At 60.6% G+C, this 25,916-nt stretch carries 22 protein-coding genes and 1 tRNA gene; 20 read left to right on the forward strand and 3 right to left on the reverse strand.

Going from position 1 to position 25,916, the window contains the following annotated elements:
• Positions 1–87 precede the first annotated feature (87 nt).
• The 4 genes from IVA93_RS16855 (at position 88) to IVA93_RS16870 (ending at position 7,092) form a co-directional block, all read left to right on the forward strand.
• Entirely contained in the window at positions 88–2,208 is a 2,121-nt protein-coding gene (locus IVA93_RS16855) for a sodium-translocating pyrophosphatase (RefSeq protein ID WP_026233254.1), read from the forward strand.
• A 650-nt stretch (positions 2,209–2,858) separates the two neighbouring features.
• On the forward strand, positions 2,859–3,767 hold the full coding sequence (locus IVA93_RS16860; RefSeq protein ID WP_247789876.1) for a class I SAM-dependent methyltransferase: 909 nt from the start codon (positions 2,859–2,861) through the stop codon (positions 3,765–3,767).
• Entirely contained in the window at positions 3,764–6,823 is a 3,060-nt protein-coding gene (locus IVA93_RS16865) for an amino acid adenylation domain-containing protein (protein WP_247789877.1), read from the forward strand. Before IVA93_RS16860 ends, IVA93_RS16865 begins: the two co-directional genes overlap by 4 nt.
• On the forward strand, positions 6,820–7,092 hold the full coding sequence (locus tag IVA93_RS16870) for an acyl carrier protein (RefSeq protein WP_007603436.1): 273 nt from the start codon (positions 6,820–6,822) through the stop codon (positions 7,090–7,092). The genes IVA93_RS16865 and IVA93_RS16870 overlap by 4 nt, the downstream gene beginning before the upstream one ends.
• Positions 7,093–7,170: 78 nt before the next feature.
• Here IVA93_RS16870 and IVA93_RS16875 read toward each other — a convergent pair whose 3' ends face one another.
• Positions 7,171–8,172 (reverse strand): Bug family tripartite tricarboxylate transporter substrate binding protein, encoded by a 1,002-nt coding sequence (locus IVA93_RS16875; protein ID WP_026233252.1) that lies wholly within the window; start codon positions 8,170–8,172, stop codon positions 7,171–7,173.
• Between the two features lie 85 nt (positions 8,173–8,257).
• Complete coding sequence (locus tag IVA93_RS16880) at positions 8,258–8,743, reverse strand: outer membrane protein assembly factor BamE (protein ID WP_018456846.1); 486 nt, start codon at positions 8,741–8,743, stop codon at positions 8,258–8,260.
• A 98-nt stretch (positions 8,744–8,841) separates the two neighbouring features.
• Between IVA93_RS16880 and IVA93_RS16885 the strand changes: the two genes are divergently transcribed.
• From IVA93_RS16885 to IVA93_RS16955, 16 genes are all read left to right on the forward strand, one after another.
• A complete protein-coding gene (locus IVA93_RS16885; protein ID WP_026233251.1) occupies positions 8,842–9,393 on the forward strand; it encodes a ubiquinol-cytochrome C chaperone family protein in 552 nt (183 codons plus the stop codon).
• On the forward strand, positions 9,390–9,953 hold the full coding sequence (locus IVA93_RS16890; protein ID WP_026233250.1) for a YceD family protein: 564 nt from the start codon (positions 9,390–9,392) through the stop codon (positions 9,951–9,953). The genes IVA93_RS16885 and IVA93_RS16890 overlap by 4 nt, the downstream gene beginning before the upstream one ends.
• A 297-nt stretch (positions 9,954–10,250) precedes the next feature.
• Positions 10,251–11,312, forward strand: a complete 1,062-nt coding sequence (plsX, locus tag IVA93_RS16895; RefSeq protein ID WP_018456843.1) for a phosphate acyltransferase PlsX — start codon at positions 10,251–10,253, stop codon at positions 11,310–11,312.
• Positions 11,309–12,289 (forward strand): beta-ketoacyl-ACP synthase III, encoded by a 981-nt coding sequence (locus IVA93_RS16900; RefSeq protein WP_026233249.1) that lies wholly within the window; start codon positions 11,309–11,311, stop codon positions 12,287–12,289. Before plsX ends, IVA93_RS16900 begins: the two co-directional genes overlap by 4 nt.
• A gap of 133 nt (positions 12,290–12,422) precedes the next feature.
• Complete coding sequence (locus tag IVA93_RS16905; RefSeq protein ID WP_018456841.1) at positions 12,423–12,764, forward strand: integration host factor subunit alpha; 342 nt, start codon at positions 12,423–12,425, stop codon at positions 12,762–12,764.
• Between the two features lie 27 nt (positions 12,765–12,791).
• Positions 12,792–13,370 carry a MerR family transcriptional regulator gene (locus tag IVA93_RS16910; protein ID WP_018456840.1) on the forward strand — a complete coding sequence of 193 codons (579 nt, stop codon included), beginning with the start codon at positions 12,792–12,794 and terminating at the stop codon, positions 13,368–13,370.
• A gap of 110 nt (positions 13,371–13,480) precedes the next feature.
• A tRNA-Pro gene (locus tag IVA93_RS16915) sits at positions 13,481–13,558 on the forward strand.
• A gap of 359 nt (positions 13,559–13,917) precedes the next feature.
• A complete protein-coding gene (locus IVA93_RS16920) occupies positions 13,918–15,132 on the forward strand; it encodes a virulence-associated E family protein (protein WP_247789878.1) in 1,215 nt (404 codons plus the stop codon).
• Between the two features lie 152 nt (positions 15,133–15,284).
• Entirely contained in the window at positions 15,285–15,875 is a 591-nt protein-coding gene (locus IVA93_RS16925) for a hypothetical protein (protein WP_247789879.1), read from the forward strand.
• Positions 15,805–16,038 (forward strand): HGGxSTG domain-containing protein, encoded by a 234-nt coding sequence (locus IVA93_RS40850; RefSeq protein ID WP_276577885.1) that lies wholly within the window; start codon positions 15,805–15,807, stop codon positions 16,036–16,038. The genes IVA93_RS16925 and IVA93_RS40850 overlap by 71 nt, the downstream gene beginning before the upstream one ends.
• 38 nt (positions 16,039–16,076) lie before the next feature.
• The gene (locus tag IVA93_RS16930) at positions 16,077–16,646 is read left to right on the forward strand and encodes a hypothetical protein (RefSeq protein ID WP_247789880.1); all 570 of its coding nucleotides are present in this window, start codon (positions 16,077–16,079) and stop codon (positions 16,644–16,646) included.
• 87 nt (positions 16,647–16,733) lie between these two features.
• Positions 16,734–18,332 (forward strand): class I SAM-dependent DNA methyltransferase, encoded by a 1,599-nt coding sequence (locus IVA93_RS16935; protein WP_247789881.1) that lies wholly within the window; start codon positions 16,734–16,736, stop codon positions 18,330–18,332.
• Positions 18,325–19,635 carry a restriction endonuclease subunit S gene (locus IVA93_RS16940; protein WP_247789882.1) on the forward strand — a complete coding sequence of 437 codons (1,311 nt, stop codon included), beginning with the start codon at positions 18,325–18,327 and terminating at the stop codon, positions 19,633–19,635. The genes IVA93_RS16935 and IVA93_RS16940 overlap by 8 nt, the downstream gene beginning before the upstream one ends.
• Positions 19,636–19,647: 12 nt before the next feature.
• The gene (locus IVA93_RS16945; RefSeq protein WP_247789883.1) at positions 19,648–20,673 is read left to right on the forward strand and encodes an SIR2 family protein; all 1,026 of its coding nucleotides are present in this window, start codon (positions 19,648–19,650) and stop codon (positions 20,671–20,673) included.
• Between the two features lie 60 nt (positions 20,674–20,733).
• On the forward strand, positions 20,734–23,874 hold the full coding sequence (locus tag IVA93_RS16950) for a type I restriction endonuclease subunit R (protein ID WP_247789884.1): 3,141 nt from the start codon (positions 20,734–20,736) through the stop codon (positions 23,872–23,874).
• A 106-nt stretch (positions 23,875–23,980) separates the two neighbouring features.
• A complete protein-coding gene (locus IVA93_RS16955) occupies positions 23,981–24,646 on the forward strand; it encodes a recombinase family protein (protein WP_247454526.1) in 666 nt (221 codons plus the stop codon).
• Positions 24,647–24,692: 46 nt separating this feature from the next.
• Here the strand turns inward: IVA93_RS16955 and IVA93_RS16960 are convergent, their stop codons facing one another.
• The gene (locus IVA93_RS16960) at positions 24,693–25,292 is read right to left on the reverse strand and encodes a hypothetical protein (protein WP_247789885.1); all 600 of its coding nucleotides are present in this window, start codon (positions 25,290–25,292) and stop codon (positions 24,693–24,695) included.
• Positions 25,293–25,916 lie beyond the last annotated feature (624 nt).

Here is a 25,916-nt window from a genome sequence, read left to right on the forward strand (position 1 = left end):
TTCTTCAAAATCAAGGCGCCGCACCGCACGACGGAAAACAAAAGGCGCCGGGGGTACGTTCATCAAGGATCTGAGGCAAAAAATCACATGACAGCATTATGGTTGATTGTGCTCTGCGGAGTGCTTTCCGTCGTCTACGCGATCTGGGCGACGTCTTCGGTGTTGAGCGCGGATGCGGGGTCTCCGCGCATGCAGGAAATCGCGGCAGCGGTGCGCGAAGGCGCCCAGGCCTACCTGCGGCGTCAATACACCACGATCGGGATGGTCGGCATCGTCATCTTCGTGCTGCTTGCCTATTTCCTGGGACTCTACGTCGCGATCGGTTTTGCCATCGGCGCGATCCTGTCGGGGGCGGCCGGCTTCATCGGCATGAACGTCTCGGTCCGCGCCAATGTGCGCACCGCCCAGGCGGCGACCACGTCGCTCGCAGGTGGTCTCGAGCTCGCCTTCAAGGCGGGCGCCATCACCGGCATGCTGGTGGCGGGTCTCGCGCTGCTTGGCGTGACCCTCTATTTCGGCTTCCTGGTCCATTCGCTGAAGCTTGCGCCTGACAGCCGCGTCGTCATCGACGCCATGGTGGCGCTCGGCTTCGGCGCCTCGCTGATCTCGATCTTCGCTCGTCTCGGCGGCGGCATCTTCACCAAGGGTGCGGACGTCGGCGGCGACCTCGTCGGCAAGGTCGAGGCCGGCATCCCCGAGGACGATCCGCGCAACCCGGCCACCATCGCCGACAACGTGGGCGACAATGTCGGCGACTGCGCCGGCATGGCCGCCGACCTGTTCGAAACCTATGCGGTGACCGCGGTCGCCACCATGGTCCTGGCGGCGATCTTCTTCGCCAAGACGCCGATCCTCGCCGACATGATGACGTTGCCGCTCGCCATCGGCGGCATCTGCATCATCACCTCGATTATCGGCACCTTCTTCGTGAAGCTCGGGCCGAGCCAGTCGATCATGGGCGCGCTTTACAAGGGTCTGATCGCAACCGGCGTCCTCTCGCTGGTCGGCATCGCCGGTGTGATCCATTACCTGATCGGCTTCGGCAAGCTCGCCGGCGTCGACTATACCGGCATGGCGCTGTTCGAGTGCGGCGTGGTCGGCCTTGCCGTCACCGCGCTGATCATCTGGATCACCGAATACTACACCGGCACCGACTATCGTCCGGTGAAGTCGATCGCCCAGGCCTCGGTGACCGGCCACGGCACCAACGTGATCCAGGGCCTCGCCATCTCGATGGAAGCGACCGCGCTGCCCGCGATCGTCATCATCGCCGGCATCCTGGTCACCCACAGCCTCGCCGGCCTGTTCGGCATCGCGATCGCGACCGCCACGATGCTGGCGCTCGCCGGCATGGTCGTCGCGCTCGACGCGTTCGGTCCGGTGACCGACAACGCCGGCGGTATTGCCGAGATGGCGGGCCTGCCGAAGGAGGTTCGCAAGTCGACCGACGCGCTCGATGCAGTCGGCAACACCACCAAGGCGGTGACCAAGGGCTACGCGATCGGCTCCGCCGGTCTCGGCGCCCTGGTGCTGTTCGCGGCCTACAACGAGGATCTCAAGTTCTTCATTGCGGACTCCGCGCACCACGCCTACTTCGCCGGCGTCAAACCGGACTTCTCGCTCAACAATCCCTACGTCGTGGTAGGCCTGTTGTTCGGCGGTCTCTTGCCGTATCTGTTCGGCGCGATGGGCATGACCGCCGTGGGCCGCGCGGCGAGCGCGATCGTCGAGGAGGTCCGCCGACAATTCCGCGAGAAGCCGGGCATTATGCAAGGCACCGACAAGCCGGATTACGGCAAGGCGGTCGACCTTCTGACCAAAGCGGCGATCAAGGAAATGATCATCCCCTCGCTGCTTCCGGTGCTGTCACCGATCTTCGTCTACTTCGTGATCTATGCGATCGCGGGGGGCGGGGCGGCCGGCAAGTCGGCGGCGTTCTCGGCGGTGGGCGCGATGCTGCTCGGCGTGATCGTGACGGGCCTGTTCGTCGCGATCTCGATGACCTCGGGCGGGGGCGCCTGGGACAACGCCAAGAAGTACATCGAAGACGGTCATTTCGGCGGCAAGGGCAGTGACGCCCACAAGGCGGCCGTGACCGGCGACACCGTCGGCGATCCCTACAAGGACACGGCCGGCCCGGCGGTGAACCCGATGATCAAGATCACCAACATCGTGGCGTTGCTGCTGCTGGCAGTCCTCGCGCACTGAGGTAGACGTTGCTGAACGAAGACCCCGCGGCGCAGGCCTGCGGGGTCTTTCTTTGCGTGTGTGCTGCCGGAGGCCGGCGCATCATCTGAACATGAAACCCGCCCGGCGGGACGCGGAACGCAACAATCCGGTCATCAGAGCGATCCATCGATGCCGAGGGCGTAAGCCGCCCGAAAATGTGCACCCTACGCGTGCGCACATTTAGGGTTGCTTAACCGGCCGAGTTCTAGAAATACGAGAGACTGTCAGCGGCATCTTAGGGAGCTCCGCAGCACGCGTGTGGTGCTCCGCGCGCGGCGCGCTCTCGACATGCTCAGGGGTTCGCTGCCCGCCGCGAGAGGGAGGTTCCGTTGCCTGCACGGCCTGTGAACGAGATTGAGCGGGCATTGATGGCGCATCCGGGCGTGGCGGATGCTTTCCTCAGCGCCGAGCCTGGCCACGGCGGTCAGTCCGAGGTCGCTTTCGTCGCAATTGACCCCGATCATCTGAGCGCCGGCAAGGCGAAGCATCTCCAGGCCGAGTCGGATCGCAGAGTTGCGCAATGGCGTCGCGCTTTCGATCAAGCATATCGCCATGACGCCGACGGTGTTGTGCCGTCATTCGTCGGTTGGACCAGCAACTTCACCAACAGGCCCATTCCCGAACCCGATATGGTCGATTGGCTCGATCATACGATCCTGCAAATTCGTGCTCTTGGCGCAAGGCGGTTTTTGGAGATCGGGTGCGGCGTCGGCTTGCTCGTCGAAAAGCTCGCGCCCGGCTGTGACGTATATTGCGGGACCGACCTCTCGCCGGTGGCCGTTCAGCGGCTGCGTGCGTTCGCGCAGTCGAAGCCCGAGCTTCGGCATGTCGAGTTTCTAGAGCGGGAAGCCGCCGATTTGAGCGGCTTGCCGCTGAATTCGTTCGATGCAGTGGTGCTAAATTCGGTCGTGCAATACTTTCCCGGCATCGAATACCTGCACTTAGTCTTGGAGCAAGCCGCAGGCCTGGTGGCTCCTGGGGGGCACATCTTCGTCGGCGACGTTCGTAACCTCGAGCTCCTGCCGGTCTTCCATCGCGAAGTTCAATCCGCGAAAGTTTCGGGAGCCACGGATGCCGCGCTCGCGCGAAAGATCTTCCTGTCGATCGCCCAGGAGCGCGAGTTGGTGATCGACCCCCGCTACTTTCAGGGTATTTCCGGATCCATCCGGCGGATATCGGGTGCGGAAATCCTGCTCAAGCGCGGATCAAGCTACGAACTGACCCGCTATCGCTACGACGTGGTGCTGCGTGTCGATCGCGAAGCTGCTTCAGCTGACAGCGAGAACAGCAGCCTCGTGCCGGACATGAAGCAAGGGGAAAGTGAGGGCAGGCCGCTGGCGACCGATCCGATGGCCGCCGCGTTCCTTCAGCATCTCGGCATGGAGCTCGGGGACGTGTTGCAGGCCCAGTTTCCGGACGCGAAATTGCCCGCGGCCGTGATCGCGCTCAACCAGCGAGATTTTGCCGAGATCGTGCAGGCCTCGTCGAACGCGCCGGGCAATCCCGGCGACAATGAATTGATCGAGGCGTCGGTATGACCGCCCATAATCTGGCGCTGCGTTTCGAAGAGACCGTTGCGTCCTCGCCGGACGCCGTCGCCCTGTTGTGCGAAGGCGACAGCTTTGCCTTTTCGGAGCTCAACCGATTGGCAAACCGGTTGGCGCGCTGGTTGACATCGCGTGGCGTCAACAAGGGCGCCGTCGTGTGCCTTGAATTGCCGAAAATCGCCGAGGCCTATGCGCTCGCGATCGCCTGCATCAAGATCGGAGCACCCTATGCCTTCCTCGATCCTGCGGCCCCCGAGGAACGTGCCCGGCTGATGCTGGAGCGATGCCGGCCCGCGCTGATCGTCAGCGTGCGCGAGGGAGCTGGGCCGCGGACATTGATCGGCGATGCAATTGCCCGGGCTGCCTTGCATCATGCCCTGTCGCAGCTTGAAGACGACAATCTGCCGCTGACATCCCTGATCACCGGGGCCGATCCGGCCTATGTCATGTTCACCTCGGGATCGACGGGCGAACCGAAGGGCGTGGTCATCCCCCATCAAGGGGTGCTTCACCTGATCGCCTGGGCGAAGAGCGATCTTGGAATTGGACCCGGTGACCGGCTGACGAATGTCAACCCGATCTATTTCGACAATTCGGTCTTCGACATCTATGCCGGCTTCCTGAACGGAGCGGCGGTTGTCGCGCTGGACGCGCAGAAGGGGCGGCCCCCCGCAGAGCTGGTGTCGGAGATCACCAAGCATCAGTGCACGTTCTTCTTCGCCGTGCCGACCCTCTTCATGTTCCTGGACTCCATGCACCTTCTGAGCCCGGATTGGCTGCCGAGCGTCAGCCGATTCATGTTCGGCGGTGAGGGGTTTCCGCTGGCCCGGCTTCGTCGGTTCCACGACGCGTTTGCCGGCAAGGCGAAGCTGATCAATTGCTACGGCCCGACCGAGACGAGCTGCATTTGCAGCGGTTTCGAGATCGTCGAATCCGTTTTTGAGTCCAAGGACGGGTTGGCCCCGCTGGGGCGACTCAATCCCAATTTCAGCTACCGGATCCTGGACGAAGAGATGAAGCCGGCGCTTGCGGGCACTGCCGGCGAGTTGTGGCTGGGAGGCCCTGGGGTAGGGCTCGGCTACATCAACAACCCGGAAGAGACCGCCCGCCGTTTCTGTCAGGACCCTCTGATCGACGGCTATCGGTCGATCCTCTATCGGAGCGGCGACCTCGTGGAGGCCGACCTTGAAACCGGCGTCCTGCGTTTCCGCGGTCGCGCGGATAATCAGGTCAAGCTTCGGGGGTATCGGGTCGAGCTGGAGGAGATCGACCACGCGCTGATGGCGTGCAGGGGAATAACCCGTGCGCTCGCCGTGGTGCAGCACGACGCCAGTGGCGCCAGTCGGCTGCTGGCCGCGTATTCGGGTGCAAGAATGGCGGAAAGCGATCTGCGCCAGCACTGCACTGCGCACCTTCCCGCCTACATGGTGCCGGGCCGGTTCATCTGGATGGAAGACATTCCCGTCACTGCCAATGGCGGACCGGCGCTCGGTAGCGTCACTGCTCGGCGAAGCTGTTGCAAGGGCCTCGTAGATGCAACAGCTCGTAGTGATCGCGCGCGTTGTCCGATGAGTGTTGAAAGCCAGCCCTACGGCTACGCGCCATCGGGTCCTCTTGCGAAGCCGTCGTGGCGGTTGATCCCCAAGATCGATCGGGACCCGAGGCTCGTGGCGGGGGTCCAGGACATCGGTGGCCGCGTGCTGCTCTGCTGCGCGGTCGGACTGCTCGCGGTTTTGTTTCGGCAGATAGGTATCGATTTTTCAGCGGCGGGACTCGCGCTGGTGTGCGCCTATGCCGGCCGGTACCGGCGCGTCCTGATCTTGCTCGCAACCTTGTTGCTGCTCTATCGCAGCGGCTTCCTGATCGACCGCGGTTTTCTCGAACGGCTGACGATCGACGAAGGCGTCGGCGACCGGATCCATCAGCCGCTGCTGGAAGCGGTCATGCTGGTCGTCGTGTTTGCGCTGTTCGCGGGCCTGCTGATCATGCACGGGCCAGGGACGGTGGTCTTCCGCCGCCCGACGCTCAGCCTGTTGCTGGCGTTCCTGGCACTCGTCGCGCTGACGCAGGCCACGATGATGGCCGGCCTGCCGCGTGTTCTGCTGTGGTCGTTTCTGATGACGTTCCAGCCCTATTTGTGGTTTCTTGCCTATGGTTTGGCCGATGCGGGCAGGAAGCGATCTCCGGTGTGGCGGCACCTGAGCGTTTTCCACCCCTTCTGGGGATCGTCGCTGACGCCGTTCGGGAAGGGGCTGTCTTATCTCGACCGCTTCGAGGCCAAGACACCCGAGGAGCTTGCAGTGACGCAGCTCAAGGGCGTCAAGCTTGCGGTCTGGATCCTTGTGCTCGCCATCGTCAGAGTCTGTCTCGTCGAGATCGTCCACGGACGTTTGCAGCTTCCAATGTTCGACGACAACCTGCTGCAATATCTCGCGCGCCATCCCTGGCCGCGTTTCGTCGGATGGGCGAGCCTCGTCAGCTTCTTCGTCGAGGACTTGCTGAGCATGACCGTGTTCGGCGGCGTCATCATCGCCACGGCGCGACTTGCCGGCTTTCGCCTGCTGCGCAACACCTACCGGCCTCTGGAGTCAACGACGCTGGCGGAATTCTGGAATCGCTACTATTTCTATTACAAAGAACTGCTCGTCGACCATTTCTTCTACCCCACCTTTGTTCGCTGCCTCCGCGGCCATCGCCGGCTTCGCATGTTCTTCGCCACCTTTGCCGCGGCCTGTGTCGGCAACCTGCTGTTTCACTTCATCCGCGATATTCATTTCGTCGGCGAAATGGGCCTTTGGCGGGCGGTGGTCGGTCAGCAATCGCACGCGTTCTACACGTTTGTCCTGGCCATCAGTGTCGGGCTCTCGCAGATGCGCCGCGCCCCGCAACTGGCGCCGCGAGGATGGCTGCGTGGCCGCTTGCTGCCTTGCCTGTGGGTGTCGAGCTTCTTTTGTCTCATTCACGTCTTCGATGCGCCGCTCGACCGCGAGCATTCGCTCGGGCAACGCGCCGAATTCCTGTTCTATCTCCTGGGAGTCTCGACATGACCACGAAAGCCGGCCCTGAAGTCAGATCGCAGATGCGACGCTACATCGTGCAGCGGCTGCTGATGAAGGGCGACAGCGCGCCGCTTGGTGACGATGATCTGCTGTTCACCAGCGGCCGCCTCGATTCGCTCGACGCGGTCGAGCTGATCATGAGCATTGAGACCGACCACGGGATCAACTTCTCCGACATCGGCTTCGATTTGACGCGCCTGGACTCGATTTCGGCGATTGCCGCTTTGGTGGGACAGCCGTCGGCCGAGCTTGCATAGCAACCGAGGGTCGCCACGCACTCAACGCGAAAGCGCGGCCCGGCGCTGCATGTTGGGCCGCGTCCGCGGATGCGAAAGCTACTGCACGTCCATCTGCAGCCCTTCCTTCTGGATGATGCCGGCGAACTTCTTCGTCTCGGCGTCCACGAAGGCGGCAAACTGGTCGGGCGTGCCGTAGTCGGCGCGGGCCCCCATGGCCAGGATGTTCTTCTTGATGTCGTCGCGCTCGAGCATCGCCTTCACTTGAAGGTTGAGCGCTTCGAGAACGGCGGGCTGCACACCCTTCGGCAGGAACACCGAGAACCACGACGAGACGTCGAAAGCCGCAAGCTCCGGCGCGCTCTCGCGCATGGTCGGCAGGTTCGGCGCGAGGTCGCTGCGCTCCGTCGTGGTGACGCAGAGGCCGGTGAGGGTGCCGTTCTGTACCTGCGGCAGGCTCGGATAGAGGTTGTCGAACAGGATCTGGATGTCGCCGGCGAGCGCCGCCTGGAGCGCGGGACCGGCGCCGCGGAACGGGATGTGCGTCATCTTCAGCCCGGTGAGCTGCAGGAACCAGGCGCCGGTGAGGTGAGGGCTCTGGCCGACGCCGGAGGAGGCGTAGCTGAGCTTGTCCGGATTGGCCTTGAGATAGGCGACCAGCTCGGCGATCGACTTGATGCCGGTCTTGGGATGCGCCGAGACGATGTTCGGGATCCGGATCATGTTGGAGACCGGCTGGAGCTGGTCCGGCTTGTAGGTGAGGTTCTTGAAAATGCTGTAGGCGATCGCGTTCGGGCCGGGATTGCCGATCAGGATGGTGTGGCCGTCCGGCTTGGCGCGGACCACCTCGGCCGTGCCGATCGTACCGCCGCCGCCGGACCGGTTTTCCACCACGGCCGATTGGCCCCAGGCGGCCTGCAGATGCGCCGCCAGAAGCCGACCCATCACGTCGGTCGAACCGCCGGCGGCAGCCGGCACGACGAGGCGGACGTTTTCGGTCGGCTTCCAGTCCGCCAGGCTCGATCGCGGCAGGATCGCTGCGGCCGAGATAGCGGCAGCGCCAGTGAGCACGCGACGGCGGGACAGCAATTGATTGGGCACGAATCCACTCCCTGCATCTTATTTTGCAGGAGCGTATGGAAGCGTATGCGCAACGGCAAGCCGCACGAAGCCGCAGGCTGAAGGCTCAGTTAAAGCTGAGCAGCTTGAAGATCGGCGTGAGGTAGCTCATCTCCTGGCCCGAGGTCGGCGTCGTCCGGCTGATGAAATCGAAGATCTTGCCGTCCTGGAGACCGTAATTCGCAAGCCGGCGCACACGCCGGTTCTTGTCGAAATAGACCGCGATGACGCGCTGGTCGACCACCCTCTGGTTCATGAAGGCGACAATGCGCTCGGAGCGCTGGGAGATGTAATAGAACACCTCGCCGTCGAGGGTTGCGACGGTGGAGGGGGTGCCCATCACGATCAGCACCTGGTCCTGGCTCGCACCGATCGGGATCTGCTCCAGTGCGCCGGGCGGCAGGATGTAACCCTTCTGGAACTGCTCGCCGGTGCAGCCCGCAAGCGCGGCGCCAACCAGGGCCGCGGCCGCGAAAAGGCGCAAGCCGCGCCAACGTGCATGAAGGCCGCGCGGCTTGTCTGCACGCAGGCTGGTCTGGTTCGTTATCGTCATAGCGGAACTGATTCCGTCCCCTTGCGTCGCGCGAGGCGCTGAAGTACCGGGCGGAGGCTCTGAATGCAACACGGGCGCGCCCGCTTGCGGAAACCACAATGCTTTGGCCGTTCAATCACTTCAGGAAACCCCGCCTAGCCTCGCCGGGCACCATTGAAGCCATCTATGGCATGATCGTGACGCAGGCGCGAGAACCCATGTTTTACCGCGACTTGGGCGTGCCGGATACCGTTAACGGGCGTTTCGATCTGTTGCTGCTGCACCTCTGGCTGCTGCTGCGCCGCCTGCGCACGGTCCAGAGCGCCACCGAGCTGTCGCAGGCGCTGTTCGACCGTTTCTGCGAGGACATGGACGACAATCTGCGCGAGATGGGGATAGGCGACCAGACCGTGCCGAAGCGGATGCGGGCCTTCGGCGAGGCGTTTTACGGCCGGGTCCAGGCCTACGATCAGGCCATGGAAGGCGGCGGCGAGGCGCTGGCATCCGCGATCTGCAAGAATATCTTGAATGGGGCCGGCATGGACCAGGCGCAGCAGCTCGCAGCCTATGCCAGGGCGGCCGAGGCCAACCTCGCCCAGACCGGCGAGGCCGCACTGCTGGGTGCGTCCTTCAAGTTTCCTCCAGCGCTTCCTGAGGATGTGACGCCATGACCCGACCGATACCAGCATCCGGGCCCGATCCCTGGCGGGTGCCCGTCATCGTTGCACAGATCCCGGATACCGGCCTGCATCGCAAGCTCGAGGCCTCGGCCGCCGAGCGGCAGGCCATGGCTGAGACGGCAGGCTTGCGCGAGGTTATCTCGGTCCAGGCCGATTTCGATGTCGTGCCGAAAAGCGGCAACCGGATCCAGGTCACGGGGCACGTTCGCGCCCGGATCGGCCAGACCTGTGTGGTCACGCTTGACCCGATGGAGAGCGACATCGACGAGGAGGTGGACCTGATATTCGCCCCCGAGGCCGAGGTCCGCCGCCTGGCCGACCTGATGGAGGAGGGGCACGACGATCGGGAGCAGGTCGCCGACCCGCCGGAGGCGATCGTCAATGGCATCATCGACCTTGGGAGGCTTGCCACCGATGCCCTGTTCCTGGCGGTCGATCCCTATCCGCGCAAGCCGGGGGTCGTGTTTGAGCCCGAGGTTATCGCCCCCGATCCGGAGGACCACCCCTTTGCGGTCCTGAAGGCACTTCAGGACGGGAAGAAAGACAAATAGGTGCCACCTTCTCCAGAGGACCGCTTCGGGACGGGGCGAGATGTTTGCGGCGGTGGTTTGAAAAGCTCGATTATCCGTTTGATTTTGATGTACTTCTTGTGAATTAGTCCGTCCGCAGCCCGATGCTCCCGAATGCAAAAGGCTGGGGGCAAGAGGTTGTTTCGGGATAACAAAACGCTATTGTCGCGCCCCGGTCCGGGTGCGGCGTGGCGCTTGACCGACCGCCATGTTCGTGGCGAACCCATTTGCGGCCCCGCTCGTTCAAGACCGCACCAGACCCAGGTTTCCAGGACTTTTATGCCAAGCAAGGTTCGCATCGCGCTTGACGCCATGGGGGGCGACGCCGGCGCCGCGGTGGTCATCCCAGGCGCCGCCATCTCGCTCCAAAGGCATCGCGAGATCGAATTCCTGCTGATCGGGGACCGCGCCAAGATCGAACCCGAGCTCGACCGCCACCCCGCGCTGAAGGCGGCCTCGAAGATCATCCACACCGATGTCGCGGTCAGCGGCGAGGAAAAGCCGAGCCAGGCGCTGCGGCGCGGCCGCAGGACCTCGTCCATGTGGCTTGCCATCGATGCGGTGAAAAAGGGCGAGGCGGATGTTGCGGTCTCCGCCGGGAATACCGGGGCGCTGATGGCGATGTCGCGCTTCCACCTGCGCACGCTGCCGGGCATCGACCGTCCGGCCATTGCCGGCATGTGGCCGACCAGGCGCGGCGATTCCGTCGTCCTCGACCTCGGCGCCAGCATCGGCGGCGATACGCATCATCTGGTGTCGCTCGCCATCATGGGCGCGGCGATGGCCAGCGTGTTGTTCAACAAAAAGCGTCCCACGGTCGGCCTGCTCAATATCGGGGTCGAGGAGATCAAGGGGCATGAGGAGATTCGCGAGGCCGGCGAAATCCTGCGCGCCAGGAACCTGCCCGAGCTCGACTATCTCGGGTTCGTGGAGGGCGACGGCATCGGCAAGGGGGTGGCGGATGTCATCGTCACCGAGGGCTACAGCGGCAACATCGCGCTGAAGGCCGCGGAGGGAACCGCGCGGCAGATGGCGGAATTGCTCCGGGACGAGATGAAGCGGGGCTGGCTGTCAAAGCTCGGCTATCTCTTTGCGCGCAACGCCTTCCAGGCCCTGCGCAACAAGATGGATCCGAACAAATCCAACGGCGGCGTGTTGCTGGGGTTGAACGGGATCGTGGTCAAGAGCCATGGCGGAATCGCTGCCGAAGGCTTTGCCTATGCGATCGATGTTGGCTATGAGATGGTCAAATTCGATCTCCTCAACAAGATCAATCAGATGCTCAATCGCGAAGGTGGTGCACTCAGTTCCGTGCAGGCCGCGCAGGAGGCTGTTTCGTGACTCAAATTCGTTCGGTCGTGCTGGGCTGCGGCTCTTATTTGCCGGAGCAGGTGGTGACCAACGCCCAATTGGCGGCGCGCATTGACACGTCCGACGAGTGGATCGTGCAACGCACCGGCATTCGCGAGCGGCATATCGCGGCCGAGGGCGAGTTCACCTCGCATCTGGCGCTGAAGGCGGCGCAGGCTGCGCTCGCGGACGCCGGCGTGGACGCGCAGTCGATCGACCTGATCGTGCTCGCGACCTCGACGCCTGACAACACCTTCCCCGCGAGCGCGGTCGCCGTGCAGCACGGGCTCGGCATCAACCATGGCGCGGCCTTCGACCTTCAGGCGGTGTGCTCGGGCTTCGTGTTCGGGCTCGCCACCGCCGATAATTTCCTGCGCACCGGCGCCTTCAAGCGCGCGCTGGTGATCGGCGCGGAAACCTTCTCGCGCATCCTCGACTGGACCGATCGCGGCACCTGCGTGCTGTTCGGCGACGGTGCCGGTGCGGTGGTGCTGGAGGCGCAGGAGCAGCCGGGCAATGCCGCGACCGACCGCGGGATCGTGACCACGCATCTGCGCTCCGACGGCCGTCACAAGGCGAAGCTGTTCGTCGACGGCGGCCCGTCCTCGACCCAGACTGTCGGCCATCTTCGCATGGAGGGCCGCGAGGTCTTCAAGCACGCGGTCGGCATGATCACCGACGTGATCGTCGACGCCTTCAAGGCGACCGGGCTCAATGCCGACAGCATCGACTGGTTCGTGCCGCACCAGGCCAACAAGCGAATCATCGACGCGTCCGCGCACAAGCTCCATATCGCGCCGGAGAAGGTGGTGCTGACGGTGGACCTTCACGGCAACACCTCGGCGGCCTCGATCCCGCTGGCGCTGTCGGTGGCGCGCAAGGACGGCCGCATCAAGCGCGGCGACCTGGTTCTGCTCGAAGCCATGGGCGGCGGCTTCACCTGGGGCTCCGCGCTGGTGCGCTGGTAAGCCACACTCGGTAAAATTTTGCCCGAATCAGCGCGGATTATCGATGCGCCTGCATTGATGAGCGCTGTTGACCGCTGTATCGTAAGCTCATAATTTCAGACAACAATTGTTCGCCGTGATGTGGGGCAGGGCGATGACCGATCAAAGTAAAACCGTAACGCGTGTCGATCTGTGCGAAGCCGTCTACCAGAAGGTGGGGCTGTCGCGCACGGAATCGTCTGCGTTCGTGGAACTCGTGCTGAAGGAGATCACCGATTGCCTTGAGAAGGGCGAGACGGTGAAGCTGTCCTCGTTCGGCTCCTTCATGGTCCGCAAGAAGGGTCAGCGCATCGGTCGCAACCCGAAGACCGGCACCGAGGTGCCGATCTCGCCGCGCCGGGTCATGGTGTTCAAGCCGTCGGCGATCCTGAAGCAGCGGATCAACGCCCAGCACCGCACCAATGGCGACGCCAGCAAGGCGCAACCCGAGGCGTAATCCGCCCTCTGGATAAGGATTTGGCATTTGGACAAGGCGCCGGATGCGTTCCGAACCATCAGCGAAGTAGCGCAGGAACTCGACATTCCGCAGCACGTGCTGCGGTTCTGGGAGACCCGATTCTCCCAGATCAAGCCGATGAAGCGCAGCGGCGGCCGCCGCTATTACCGCCCCGACGACGTCGACCTGCTCAAGGGCATCCGCCGTCTGCTCTACGGGGAGGGCTACACCATCCGCGGGGTGCAGCGGATCCTGAAAGAGCACGGCGTCAAATCGGTGCAGGGCCTCGCCGACAGCGCGGCCGCGGTCTCGTTCGGCGCCATCGAGGACGCCGTCGGCGCCAGCCTGATGGAGCCCGAGGAGGAGACCGGCGTCCGCGGCGCCCGCGACAGCGACGATGACGACTACCAGGGCGAGGAGGAGGAGGGCATCGACTTCCGCTTCTCCGAGACCGATGACGAGGAAATCCTCACCACCTTCCGCAAGGGCGGCACCCCCGCCGCGCCCGCAGGCCCCAGCGCCATCCACCGGGAGCGCCTCGGACGGGTGCTCGCCGAGCTCATCGCCTGCCGCGAAATGCTGGATCAGGCATTGAAGGACGCCTGACGCCGGACTCCGTCGGCTTTGGGCCAGTTCCGAGGCCTTTCGGCGGAGACAGCAAAATGGTGTCACCTCGCCTTGCGCAAAGCGGCGATCCTAGCTAATGGAACGACGTTCGGAGCGTGGCGCAGCCCGGTTAGCGCACTAGTCTGGGAGACTAGGGGTCGGAGGTTCAAATCCTCTCGCTCCGACCATCAAACCCTTTGATCTACAAGGGTTTTTGTTTTCGGCGCGGGCATCGGTCCGCCACCGAATGAGAACAAATAGGCGCCGGTTTGCACCGTTCGGCGCAAAAACTCCCGAAATAGTCCCGAACTGCGTTCTTGGACCGTTCGCTACGGAGGCGCCGAATGTTGGCACCCCCTGAAACGAAAAGCCCCGTGCCAGCTGGGGAGCAAGGGCACAGGGCGGGATCGCAGAGTTCACTTTCGAGCAACGAAGAATCTGACACGTCGCTGATCACTCTTCAAGCGGCCAAGCTGAGTCGGATCTACTGTTTTGGCTACACGACTGCCTGCACCATCGCCAGCCTCGCCTTCGCCGGAGCTCCGCGATGAATGTCGTTGCTCAATTCCCGGTCAAAGATACGTGGCTAGCCCAATGTATCAGCGAAAACGGCAAGCCGCTCCCGATCGTAACCAATGCTCTGGTCGCTCTCCGGCGAGATCCGAACATCAGCGACGCCTTCGCGTATGACGAGATGCAGCGTTGCGTCATGCTGGTGCACGAGATCGGCCAGCCGCTCGCGCCGTTCGATTGCAGGCCCGTGGTGGAGGAGGACGTCACAATACTGACGGAGTACCTTCAGAAGGCAGGCATCCGCAGGATCGCCCGCGATACGGTACGCGATGCGGTCAATGCGCGGGCCCGCGAGCGCAGCTTCCACCCGATCCGTGAATGGCTTCAGAACCTTGTCTGGGACGGCCAGAAGCGCGTCAACGTATGGATGACGACCAAGCTCGGCGCCGCGCTCAATCCCTACACTCAGGCGATAGGGAAGATGTTCCTGATTTCCCTGGTCGCCCGGATCTGCGACCCCGGAGCCAAGGTGGACTACATGCTAGTCCTTGAGGGTGCCCAGGGCGCCATGAAGTCCTCGGCCTGCGCCATACTGGGGGGCGACTATTACTCTGACAATCTCCCCGAGATCGGCGAAGGCAAGGACGTCTCTCAACATCTTCGTGGCAAGTGGCTGATCGAGATCGGGGAGATGCACGCCTTGAAGCGCGCCGAAAGCGCGCAGCTCAAGGCGTTCATCACGCGGCAGGTCGAGCGTTACCGGCCTAGCTACGGCCGCTTCGAGGTCACCGAGCCTCGGCAGTGCGTATTCATCGGCACCACCAACAAGGACGCGTATCTCCGAGACGAAACTGGAGGACGTCGGTTTTGGCCCGTGAAAGTCGGGCAGGTTGATATCGCAGGGTTAGCTGAAGATCGCGAACAGCTCTTCGCAGAGGCGGTTCACCTCTACAACAAGGGCGAGCCATGGTGGCCAGATCGCAATTTCGAACGGCAGCATATCAGGCCGGAGCAGGAGGCGCGCTTCGAAGCGGACGCCTGGCAGGACCCGATCGAGAACTACCTTACGACCCAGCACAAGGTGATCGTCGGTCAGGTCGCTAAGGAGGCCCTGTTCATGGAGGCAGCCAGGATCGGCACGGCGGACCAGCGCCGGATCACGGGCATCATGGAGCACCTCTGCTGGAAGCGGGACAACGACGGCAAGCCCGATTGGCAAGGCAAGAGGTGGTGGATCAAGGCGGACTGACCACACCCACTGCGCACCACAGCCCACTTTCCAATAGAGGGTTGGTGGCTAATGGAGCTTCTATTGGAAATACGGCTGTTCTGCGCTGTGTGCGCTGTGGTGGCGCGATCTGAATGAAGAAAAGCCAAGCAGAGCCATTCGAGAGGACGTGAATGAACGCACCGAAAACACTAGTCGCCAACCATCCCGAGGACCGAAAAGGGCGGCTGAAGGATCTTGGCGGATCCGAATCGGATCACTGGAACAATATTCTTGCCAATCAAGCCCTCCAGTCGCTCTGGTTAAAGAACTCCAGCCAGGAAGACCGCGACAAGCAGTCGAATGCCATCCTTGCCGCGCTCGCCGGGATCGGGCCGAAGGACGAGCTGGAAGGCATGATGGCAGCGCAGCTTATAGCGGCCCACAATGCCGCGATGGAATGCTACCGGCGCGCCATGATCGGCGAACAGACTTTCGAGGGACGACGCGAGAACCTCGCCCAAGCCAGCAAGCTGTCGCGCACCTATGCGGCCTTGCTCGAAGCCTTGAACCGCCATCGCGGAAAGGGCCAGCAAAAGGTCACGGTTGAGCACGTCCACGTTCATGCGGGCGGTCAGGCAGTGGTCGGAATGGTCGACCCCTCGGGGGGTAGGGACGGGGCGAAAACGGAGGATCAACCCCATGCACTTGGATATGCACCGCGCGAAGAGATGCGGAGCGCGGACTCGAGAGGGCAAGCCTTGCCAATCACCCGCGATGAGTAATGGAAGGTGCCGGATGCACGGCGGGGGGTCTCCAGGCGCTCCTAAGGGCAACAGAAACGCCTTCAAGCACGGCCGGTACAGCGCCGACGCGATTGCACGCCGGCGCGAAATTTCGAGGCTGCTCGCCGGAATGAAGGATGCAACCCGGCAAATAATCGAATAGGCAGCGCCAAAATGCCGCGATCGAGAGTACGTGTTTGCTTGCAGGACGGCCTGAAGCTGGACCTGAACCGTCTTGTTCGCAAGCAATTCATCAAGCCAGGCGCGAACATCGGCGTTCGGGGCATTACTTGGACGCACTCTTATTGGGGTGAAGTTGCCACTGGCGCGATTAGCGCCGACATGAGCGGCCAAGCCGATGGCTGGTTTCGCATCCAGCTTGGCAGCTTAGACCAGCGGATTATTCTCGTTTCGCGTCCTCGCCATTTCGGGGGGCGACAATGGTATTTTGTGTGCCCGGTCATGAACCGGCTTGCGTCTGTCCTGTGGAGGCCGGCGGGCGCCATCCGATTTTGCAGCAGACAGACTTGGGGCCGACAAGTTGCGTATCATTCCCAATTTAACGATGCGACGAACCGCGCTCACGCTGGAAAGGCCCGAATCAAGTCGCGGCTGATAGCGAACCTAGATCCAGATGAATGGGATTTCCCACCCAAACCGAAATGGATGCGGTGGGCTACTTACAGAAGGTACGAAGTCCGTTACGACCAGCTTGAGGATGTGTTGGATTCTGGCTGTCTATCTCTGGTAGCTAAATTGACCGCCAAATAATATCGTTTGAATCCAATGGATAGAATCAAGTTACCCAAGATATTTCGATTTGTTCAATCCTAACGCTTGCAAGGGGACGAAAGCTGGATGGCTGAAAACGGTTCAACCGCCAAAAATCGCAAAACGAATGGCAACGGCGGCAACCTTGGCTTCGAGGCCGATCTTTTCAGGGCTGCGGACAAGTTGCGCGGAAACATGGAGCCGTCCGACTATAAGCACGTCGCGCTCGGACTGATTTTTCTTAAGCACATCTCCGACAGCTTTGAGGCCAAGCGCGCCCAGTTGCTCATGGATTATCCCGACGGTGCGGAGGACCCAGACGAATATTCCGCGGAGAACGTCTTCTGGGTGCCGAAGGAAGCCCGCTGGTCGCACCTTCAGGCGAATGCGAAACAGCCCTCGATCGGCAAGATGATCGACGAGGCGATGATTACAATTGAGAAGCGCAATGAAGCTTTGAAGGGCGTGTTGCCGAAGGACTATGCCCGGCCAGCGCTCAACGCGGTGATGCTCGGCGAACTGATCGATTTGATTTCCGGCATCGCACTTGGTCACGAAAAAGGCGAGGCGCGCGACGTTCTCGGTCGCGTCTATGAGTATTTTCTCGGCCAGTTCGCCGGTTCGGAAGGCAAGCGCGGCGGCGAATTCTATACGCCGCGTTCGGTAGTGCGGGTAATGGTCGAGATGATCGAGCCTTACAAGGGGCGTGTATACGATCCCTGCTGTGGATCGGGCGGAATGTTTGTGCAGTCCGAAAGGTTCGTTTTGGAGCATGAGGGGCGGATTGGCGACATTGCCATTTACGGGCAGGAATCGAACTACACGACATGGCGGCTGTGCAAGATGAACCTCGCGGTGCGGGGCATCGATTCCGAGATCAAATGGAACAGCGAGGGCAGCTTTCACAAGGACGAGTTACGCGATCTTAAGGCTGACTATGTCCTCGCAAACCCGCCCTTCAACATCTCCGATTGGGGCGGCGATCGGTTGCGCGAGGACGTGCGGTGGAAGTACGGCACTCCGCCTGCTGGCAACGCCAACTTCGCCTGGATTCAACACATCGTGCACCACCTTGCGCCGGCCGGCACCGCAGGTGTGGTGCTCGCAAACGGCTCGATGTCCTCCACCCAAAACGGTGAAGATACCATCCGCCGAGCACTGATCGAAGGAGTTGACGGCAAGTCGGGTGTTATCGATTGCATGATCGCACTTCCGGGCCAATTATTTTATTCGACGCAAATTCCGGTGTGCCTGTGGTTCCTTGCGCGCGACAAGTCCAACGGGTTGGCGCGAAACTCGAAGCTGCGCGACAGGCGTGGCGAAGTTCTGTTCATCGACGCGCGCAAGCTTGGTCACATGGTTGACCGCACGCGTAAGGAATTTTCAGATGACGATGTTGCGAAAATCACCCGCGCATATCACGCCTGGCGTGGCGAAGGGAATGCGGGCAGTTATGAGGACGAGCCGGGCTTCTGTAAATCGGCGGGACTGCAGGAAATCAAGGATCGCGGCTACGTCCTGACGCCAGGGCGATACGTTGGTGCCGCTGATATCGAAGATGACGGGACGCCGTTCGCGGAGCGATTTTCTGCGTTGAAAGCGCAATTAGAAGAGCAATTTTCGCAAGCAGATTTTCTAAACATTGAGATCGGGACGAAGCTTGGGGGGCTTGTTCCAAATGAGTGATTGGGACGAAGTCACAATCGGCGACATTCTTGAACGCTCGGGCGGAAGTATAAAAACTGGTCCGTTTGGCACTACTTTGAAGGCTTCTGAATATGCGTCAGCCGGCGTACCGCTTATTTCAGTAGGAGAGGTGGGGTATGGACGATTTTCAATCCATTCAAAGACCCCCCGCATCGGAAAAGAGACAATTGCAAGGTTGCCTGAATACGTTCTGCAAGAGGGCGATATTGTCTTTGGGAGAAAAGGCGCAGTGGACCGATCTGCTGTGGTTGGTCCAAACGAGACGGGCTGGTTTCTGGGATCGGACGGAATTCGACTGAGATTGCCAACTTCCTGTGATGCCCGATTCATCGGCCACTGGTTACGAAGCCAAGCAATCAGGGATTGGTTGTTACAGCACGCCGGTGGCACGACCATGGCATCGCTCAACCAAGGAACTATATCCCGAATCCCAGTTCGACTACCCAAGAGTCTTGCTGAGCAAAAAGCCATCGCTTCCGTTCTGAACACGCTCGACGAAAAGATGGAATTGAACCGGCGAATGAACGAAACGCTCGAAGCAGCCGCGCGAGCGATCTTCAAAGACTGGTTCGTCGATTTTGGTCCGACCCGCGCAAAGTCGGAAGGCCGAGCGTCCTACCTCGCGGCGAGCATATGGCTCCTCTTCCCCGACCGCTTCGATGACGAAGGTAGGCCGAACGGGTGGACTACTTCCACCATAGGACAAGAAGTTGAAGTCCTCGGAGGGTCAACGCCCAGCACGAAGGAGCCTGCCTTCTGGGGCGGCGATCTCTCATGGGCGACCCCCAAAGACCTTTCCTCGTTGAGCACACCAGTCCTGCTGAGCACAGAGCGCCAGATTACTCAAGCCGGGCTTTTGCAGATCAGTTCGGGATTGCTCCCCGTTGGAACAGTGCTGCTCTCTTCACGCGCACCTATCGGTTACATGGCGATTGCTCAGACTCCGGTCGCGGTAAATCAGGGGTTCATCGCGATGGTTTGCAAAGCGCGCCTGTCTAACCTGTTCGTCTGGCTGTGGACGCAGGCCAACATGGAAATTGTTCACCAAAACGCGAATGGATCAACCTTCCAGGAAATCAGCAAAGCGAACTTTCGGCCGATCAAAGTGACCATAGCCACGGCTGATCTGCTTCGACTCTTCGACGATACCGCGAGGCCGTTGTTTGATCGAATAGTGTCCAATGAGAAGGAAAACCGCGTTCTCGCCGCCACCCGCGACTTTTTGCTTCCGAAGCTTATGTCGGGCGAAGTTCGCGTCGGTGACGCCAAACAGTTTGTTTGACGGGGGCATCGCGTGGAGTATTTTCGCCAGCGCTTCGTCGAAGAACTCAACGACGAAAGTGTCGTCAAAGTCCGCACGTTTGAATGGCCACCTGCTGATGTCTTCCAGACAATGGCACCACATGACTATGGGGCGCATTTCCTAGACTGGGTTGCCAGCCAGAAGCAGAACGCCAAGGATCGAGCTCGTGATTTTCTTGTGCGGTTTGGTTGTCTTGATCGATTCAACAGGTTGCATACTCAACTTGAACGGCAAAGCGTAATTCCGTTCGTCGGTGCTGGTCTTTCTCGGCCGACCGGCTTTCCCTTATGGGGGGCATTCTTGCAAAGTCTCACGATCGACTTTCCCGCCGTCGTCGATCAGGTGCGAGCCGATTTGGCCGCATACCAGTATGAAGATGGCGCGCAGCTACTCCTTGACCGGATGGGTCCCGCAGTTTTTGGGGAGGCAGTGCAGAATGCTTTTGGTTCTCGCATCAAGACGTTGAAGGGACCGGTGCAATTGCTCCCGCTGATGTTCACGCGGGGCTGCATAACGACGAATTTTGACTACGTCTTGAACCGGGTCTATGAAGCTTCCGATTGTCGTCTCAAAGGCGAGTTCGCAGGGACGCGGCTGACGGAGGCGCCCCGGAGGTTGGCCGACGAGCCACACTGTCTTCTTCGGCTGCACGGTGAAGCGGATAGCGCACAAGGCCGCATTCTCACTGCCGCTGAGTATGCTGCTTGTTATGGGGATGACGGAAATTATCGAGAACTTTTCAAGCTGTTGATTGCCAATACCAGTCTTCTTTTCCTTGGATGCAGCCTGTCGGTTGACAGAACTGTTCGTGCGCTTCGTGAGATAAAGCAAGCAGCCGTCGTCGAGACGCCCCGGCATTTCGCTTTTCTTCCACTGAATGAAGGAACTGATCGTGAAGCTCGGCGAAATGAGCTCGGGCAGGCGGACATTCATCCCATTTGGTACCCGCCCGAAGACCCTGACCAAGCGATTGAGGATCTGCTTATCTCGCTCTTGGAAGGAGGCTTCCATGACTGAGATGATCTCAATGGCGGTTACGGCATCCTCAATTTCGAGCCCCATGGGGAGGATCGGGTGATGGCCTACCTATCCGAAGCTGCCGTTGAACAGGTAGTACTCGATCACCTCGCTGACCTTGGCTACGCGATTTCAACGGATGCCGAGATCGGGCCTGATGGAAAGGTGCCCGAGCGGGAGGCCTACGCCGATGTGGTGATGGCCAAACGGCTCGTCGCAGCCATCGAAAAGCTGAATCCGGCGATCCCTGCTGACGCGCGGGGGGATGCCTTTAGAAAGGTGCTCGCGACGGAGATGCCCTCGCTCGTCGAAGAAAACCGTCGCTTGCATAAGCTGTTGGTTGAAGGCGTCGATGTCGAGTTTTACGGCGATGACGGCACCATCAGAGGCGACAAGGTTCGTTTAGTCGATTTCGACGACCTGGCCGCCAACGATTGGCTTGCGACAGGCCAGTTTACGGTGATCGAGGGCGGCATCAATAGGCGGCCGGATATCGTGGTCTTCGTTAATGGGTTGCCGCTTGGCATAATTGAACTAAAAGCTCCTGGCGGTGAAAACGCCACGCTTTCCGGAGCACACAACCAGCTTCAGACGTACAAAACGCAGATTCCCTCGCTCTTTCGAACAAACGCGGTCCTAGTAACCTCGGATGGCGTTACCGCTCGGGTCGGCTCTCTGACCGCCGATAAAGAGCGGTTCATGCCTTGGCGCACGACCGATGGAACGGTCATCGCCGGGAAGGGGCAGCCGGAACTTAATATCCTAATCGAAGGCATCTTCGACCGCCGCCGCTTGCTTGATCTGCTGCATGATTTCACGGTCTTCGGCGAAACCGGCTCGGGGCTCGCGAAGATCATCGCGGGTTACCACCAGTTCCACGCAGTGCGGCATGCAGTGGAGAAAACAGTCGAGGCTTCCGCTCCGCAAGGCGACCGGAAGGTCGGGGTGATTTGGCACACGCAGGGTTCGGGCAAGAGCCTCTTAATGGCGTTCTATGCTGGACAGCTCGTTCGCCGCCCTGAGCTTGAAAATCCGACGATCGTGGTCATTACCGACCGCAACGATCTGGACGACCAGCTTTTCGGAACTTTTTCCATGTGTCGCGATCTGATCCGACAGTCGCCCATCCAGGCGGACAGCCGCGACGATCTGCAAACGGCATTGAACCGAGCCTCCGGCGGTGTGATTTTTACGACCATTCAGAAATTTTCGCCGGCGACCGGGGAATCCAAATACCCGATGCTTTCCGAGCGCCGGAACATCGTTGTGATAGCTGACGAAGCGCACCGTAGCCAATACGGTTTTCGGGCGCGGATTGAACAGAAGACTGGAGAAATCGCTTATGGCTTCGCGAAATATTTGCGCGATGCCTTGCCGAACGCGTCTTTCATCGGTTTCACGGGGACGCCCATCGAAACTGACGACGTAAACACGCCCGCCATATTCGGCGAGTATATCGACGTTTACGACATCAGCCGAGCGGTTGAGGATGGTGCAACCGTCCCGATCTACTATGAAAGCCGCCTCGCCCGCATTGAACTTCTCGAAGAGGAAAAGCCGAAGATCGATTCTGAAATTGATGAACTAACGGAAGACGAGGCAACGACCGAACAAGAGCGTATTAAGCGAAAATGGGCGACAGTTGAGGCGCTAGTTGGGTCAAAGAAGCGGGTTGAAATGGTCGCCGCTGATCTGGTGAGGCACTTCGAGGATCGCGTCGCTGCCATGGAAGGCAAGGCGATGGTGGTTTGCATGAGTCGCCGCATCTGCGTGGCGCTTTACGATCAAATCGTTGCGTTGCGGCCGGAGTGGCATAGCGACGATGATGCCGGCGGCACGATCAAGGTGGTGATGACGGGTTCCGCCGCGGATCCCCAAGGCTGGCAGCCGCACATCGGAAGCAAGGCGCGGCGCGATCTCTTAGCGAAGCGAGCTAAAGACCCCAAGGACGGGCTAACGCTCGTCATCGTGCGGGATATGTGGCTGACCGGCTTCGACGCGCCGTCGATGCACACGATGTATATCGACAAGCCGATGAGGGGCCACGGGCTGATGCAAGCTATTGCGCGCGTGAACCGCGTGTTTCGCGATAAGCCTGCCGGCCTAGTGGTCGACTATATCGGCATCGCGCAAAACCTGAAGAACGCCTTGAGCCAGTACTCCGGTTCGGATCAGCAACAGGCAGGCATTCCAGAGAGCGAAGCAATCGCTGTGCTTCTTGAGAAGTTTGAGGTCGTAAAGGCAATCTATCATGGCTTCGACTACGCACGCGGCCTTGATGGAACACCACATCAACGGTTGTTGGTGCTCGCCGAGGCCATCGAGTGGATTCTCGACCACCAACACGAAGCTGCGGCGCAGCAAACGACGGAGGAGGGCAAACGGCTGGAGAATCGCCGCTATCAGGATGCCGTGCTTGCGCTAACGAAGGCATTTGCGTTGGCGTCGGCGAGCGACCAGGCCCGCGATATTCGAGATGAGGTCGGTTTCTTCCAAACAGTTCGCGCAGCCCTTGTGAAATCCGTCGACAGCGCTGGCCCCAACGGCGGAGTTCGCGAGTTTGCGATTCAGCAGATTTTGGACCGGGCCGTCGTTTCAACCGAGATCGTTGACATACTTGCGGCAGCGGGCATTAGGACCCCAGATTTATCGATTTTGTCCGACGAGTTCCTGGCCGAGGTTCAACAGCTTGAAAGGAAGAATCTGGGCCTTGAAGCGCTACGCAAGCTCCTAAACGACGAAATCCGATCTCGAAGTAAAACCAATGTCGTCGAGACGAAACGCTTTTCTGAACGATTGGAAAGCGCTATCGCGCGCTATCACACAAACGCGATCAGCACTGTCGAAGTGATGCAAGAGCTGATTGCACTCGCTAAGGAAGTGCGGGCCGCCCGCAAGCGCGGTGAAGACGAAGGATTGTCTCAAGACGAAATCGCATTCTATGACGCACTGGCGGAAAGCGAAAGTGCGGTCGAATTGATGGGGAATGAGGCACTGAAACTGATCGCTCACGAACTCCTTGTGAGCCTGAAGAGCAGCGCCAGTGTGGATTGGTCTCATCGCGAAAACGCGCGGGCGAGAATGCGCGTTCTAGTGAAGCGAATCCTGCGCAAGCACGGCTATCCGCCGGATTTGCAGGATGCGGCTGTTCAGACTGTCCTTCGGCAGGCGGAGGCCTTGTCGGCAAGTTGGGCGATGTAGTGTCTGAAGTGGTCGCAAAAGAGCCCCTCAACGGGGCTTGCAAACTGATACCGGCCTGTTACAAATCAATCAACGAAGGTTGGTTGGTTTGTAACGAGGATGCGATATGGACGGAAAGTGGATTTCCTACCTGCGCGTGAGCACCGATCGGCAAGGCAAGTCCGGTCTCGGGATCGAGGCCCAGCGCAATGGCGTGGCGGAGTACCTCAACGGCGGCAGCTGGTCGCTCGTGAAGGAGTTCGTCGAGGTCGAGAGCGGCAAGCGCACCGATCGCCCCATGCTGGCGGAGGCAATCAAGGCCTGCCGCGTCTACGGCGCCAAGCTGGTCATTGCCAAGCTCGACCGGCTCTCGCGCGATGCTCACTTCCTCCTGGGCCTGGAGAAGGCTGGTGTCGACTTCGTCGCGGCCGATATGCCCAACGCCAACAGGCTCACGGTAGGGATCATGGCCATGGTGGCTGAGGAAGAACGGCGGATGATCAGCAGGCGCACCAAGGATGCGCTGGCAGCTGCGAAGAGGCGAGGGACCAAGCTCGGCGGTGATCGCGGTGTCATTCCGAGCAAGAAAGCCCGGGCAGCGGCCACCGAGACTCTACAGGCTCGTGCCAACGCGCGGGCTACAGATCTAGCGCCGATCATCGCCGAGCTACAGGCGGCGGGGAAAACGAGTCTACGGGCCATTGCTGAAGGATTGAACGATGCCGGTATTTCGACCCCACGTAATAGCCAGTGGTCTGCAGTCCAGGTGCAGCGAGTGCTGCAGCGGCTGTGAATGGAGGCGGTGACGCAAGTTGCTGAGAAGCGCGGACGGAGGCCCTCTAGGATTTTAATTCGGGAACGAATTTCTTGAGTGCGCCGTACAACACGCCAGATGAAGTTCCTTCATCTTTAGCGGGGGTAAACCCTTGGCTAAGATACCATTTCCAGAGTTTGGTATCAGGACCACCTTCGCTATCGAGCATCAAACCCCAAGCGGGCATATCAGGGTTCCGGTGTACGCGGCGGGCAGCGTCGACGATCAGCGACTCCCCGATGCCTTTTGGCGCACTGTCGCAACGGCCCATGAAGCCGACCAGGCACATGGGTATCGGAAGGCCCTTAACGACCCGCTTTTGGTCACTGCCAGTTGCGCGATTGCGGGTTAGAAGCGAGGGGGAAAGGGTATAATAGCCCAAGATATGTGTGGGATCAGACGGATTAGGCAGGATAAAAACCCTACAATAACCCTTCTCGATAAACTCAACGCATTCCTTGCTAAAGAACGCAGCGATCCGCGCGCTGCGTTCGCAACGGAAGTCGGTAACGCGATGGTTAGCAGAAAGAGGAAGAGTTCTTAGCGGTTCGGGCCGTAAAGCTTCCGCAACAACGCTGCCCCCCGATGAGCCGCTTCCGTGGGCTCCCCCGGATTCGTCATGCATTTTTCCGCGCGCGCAAATTCCGAGGCCGTCAATGCGACGGCGCCGTTGAAACTGGGAGCAGTCTTTCTGCTTTTAAATTTGGATTTTTGGCTTGCACTTCGACCGGAGAAATCGCCGGCCGGCGCAGCCTTGTATTCGCGTTCCATGGCTGGTGCTCGCTGGGAAATATTGGCGTTAGCTGGGTAGAAGTAGCATGCCTAAGAGAACGTGCAATGGGCTTATTTGTTTCTTTCTTAACTCTTTGGTTGCACATCACCTTATTGCTTCAACCGGCCGCTATTCGGCCGATTCTGCTATTTTCCGTAGCTGTGAGTACATGAAAATTACTAGCCAAACCGGGCCTATTTTCTTTTCCTTCCTCTATTACCATGAACTTCTGGCGCCGATTTGGCGGGCCTCAGTGGGCAGTGCAGGGCCGCAGCGAGCTGCGCCCACAGGCTGGGCAAACTGTCCTATGCCGCTCAGCAAGCCCGAGCAGCCTCGCTGGCGTCGCATGCTCGCAAGCTGTAACGTCATAGCCACAGAGTCAGTCTTTTAGACGTCCAGGTCCGGCTCAAAAAAGTGAAGACGATCAACCGGCCTGGTTTAGCTGGCGGTGGGTCACCGCGTTCACTGGCCGGGCAG

This window comes from Bradyrhizobium sp. 155, assembly GCF_023101105.1.
GTDB lineage: Bacteria > Pseudomonadota > Alphaproteobacteria > Rhizobiales > Xanthobacteraceae > Bradyrhizobium > Bradyrhizobium canariense_D.

What these genes read in the sequence shown, in the direction of transcription:
- IVA93_RS16905 (WP_018456841.1), top strand. Translation starts at nt 12,423, where the DNA reads ATGACCGATCAAAGTAAAACCGTAACGCGTGTCGATCTGTGCGAAGCC.
- plsX (WP_018456843.1), top strand. Translation starts at nt 10,251, where the DNA reads ATGCCAAGCAAGGTTCGCATCGCGCTTGACGCCATGGGGGGCGACGCC.
- IVA93_RS16865 (WP_247789877.1), top strand. Translation starts at nt 3,764, where the DNA reads ATGACCGCCCATAATCTGGCGCTGCGTTTCGAAGAGACCGTTGCGTCC.
- IVA93_RS16955 (WP_247454526.1), top strand. Translation starts at nt 23,981, where the DNA reads ATGGACGGAAAGTGGATTTCCTACCTGCGCGTGAGCACCGATCGGCAA.
- IVA93_RS40850 (WP_276577885.1), top strand. Translation starts at nt 15,805, where the DNA reads ATGCACCGCGCGAAGAGATGCGGAGCGCGGACTCGAGAGGGCAAGCCT.
- IVA93_RS16960 (WP_247789885.1), bottom strand. Translation starts at nt 25,292, where the DNA reads ATGCATGACGAATCCGGGGGAGCCCACGGAAGCGGCTCATCGGGGGGC.
- IVA93_RS16880 (WP_018456846.1), bottom strand. Translation starts at nt 8,743, where the DNA reads ATGACGATAACGAACCAGACCAGCCTGCGTGCAGACAAGCCGCGCGGC.
- IVA93_RS16890 (WP_026233250.1), top strand. Translation starts at nt 9,390, where the DNA reads ATGACCCGACCGATACCAGCATCCGGGCCCGATCCCTGGCGGGTGCCC.
- IVA93_RS16870 (WP_007603436.1), top strand. Translation starts at nt 6,820, where the DNA reads ATGACCACGAAAGCCGGCCCTGAAGTCAGATCGCAGATGCGACGCTAC.
- IVA93_RS16950 (WP_247789884.1), top strand. Translation starts at nt 20,734, where the DNA reads ATGGCCTACCTATCCGAAGCTGCCGTTGAACAGGTAGTACTCGATCAC.
- IVA93_RS16940 (WP_247789882.1), top strand. Translation starts at nt 18,325, where the DNA reads ATGAGTGATTGGGACGAAGTCACAATCGGCGACATTCTTGAACGCTCG.
- IVA93_RS16885 (WP_026233251.1), top strand. Translation starts at nt 8,842, where the DNA reads ATGCTTTGGCCGTTCAATCACTTCAGGAAACCCCGCCTAGCCTCGCCG.
- IVA93_RS16860 (WP_247789876.1), top strand. Translation starts at nt 2,859, where the DNA reads ATGGTCGATTGGCTCGATCATACGATCCTGCAAATTCGTGCTCTTGGC.
- IVA93_RS16920 (WP_247789878.1), top strand. Translation starts at nt 13,918, where the DNA reads ATGAATGTCGTTGCTCAATTCCCGGTCAAAGATACGTGGCTAGCCCAA.
- IVA93_RS16935 (WP_247789881.1), top strand. Translation starts at nt 16,734, where the DNA reads ATGGCTGAAAACGGTTCAACCGCCAAAAATCGCAAAACGAATGGCAAC.
- IVA93_RS16855 (WP_026233254.1), top strand. Translation starts at nt 88, where the DNA reads ATGACAGCATTATGGTTGATTGTGCTCTGCGGAGTGCTTTCCGTCGTC.
- IVA93_RS16925 (WP_247789879.1), top strand. Translation starts at nt 15,285, where the DNA reads ATGAACGCACCGAAAACACTAGTCGCCAACCATCCCGAGGACCGAAAA.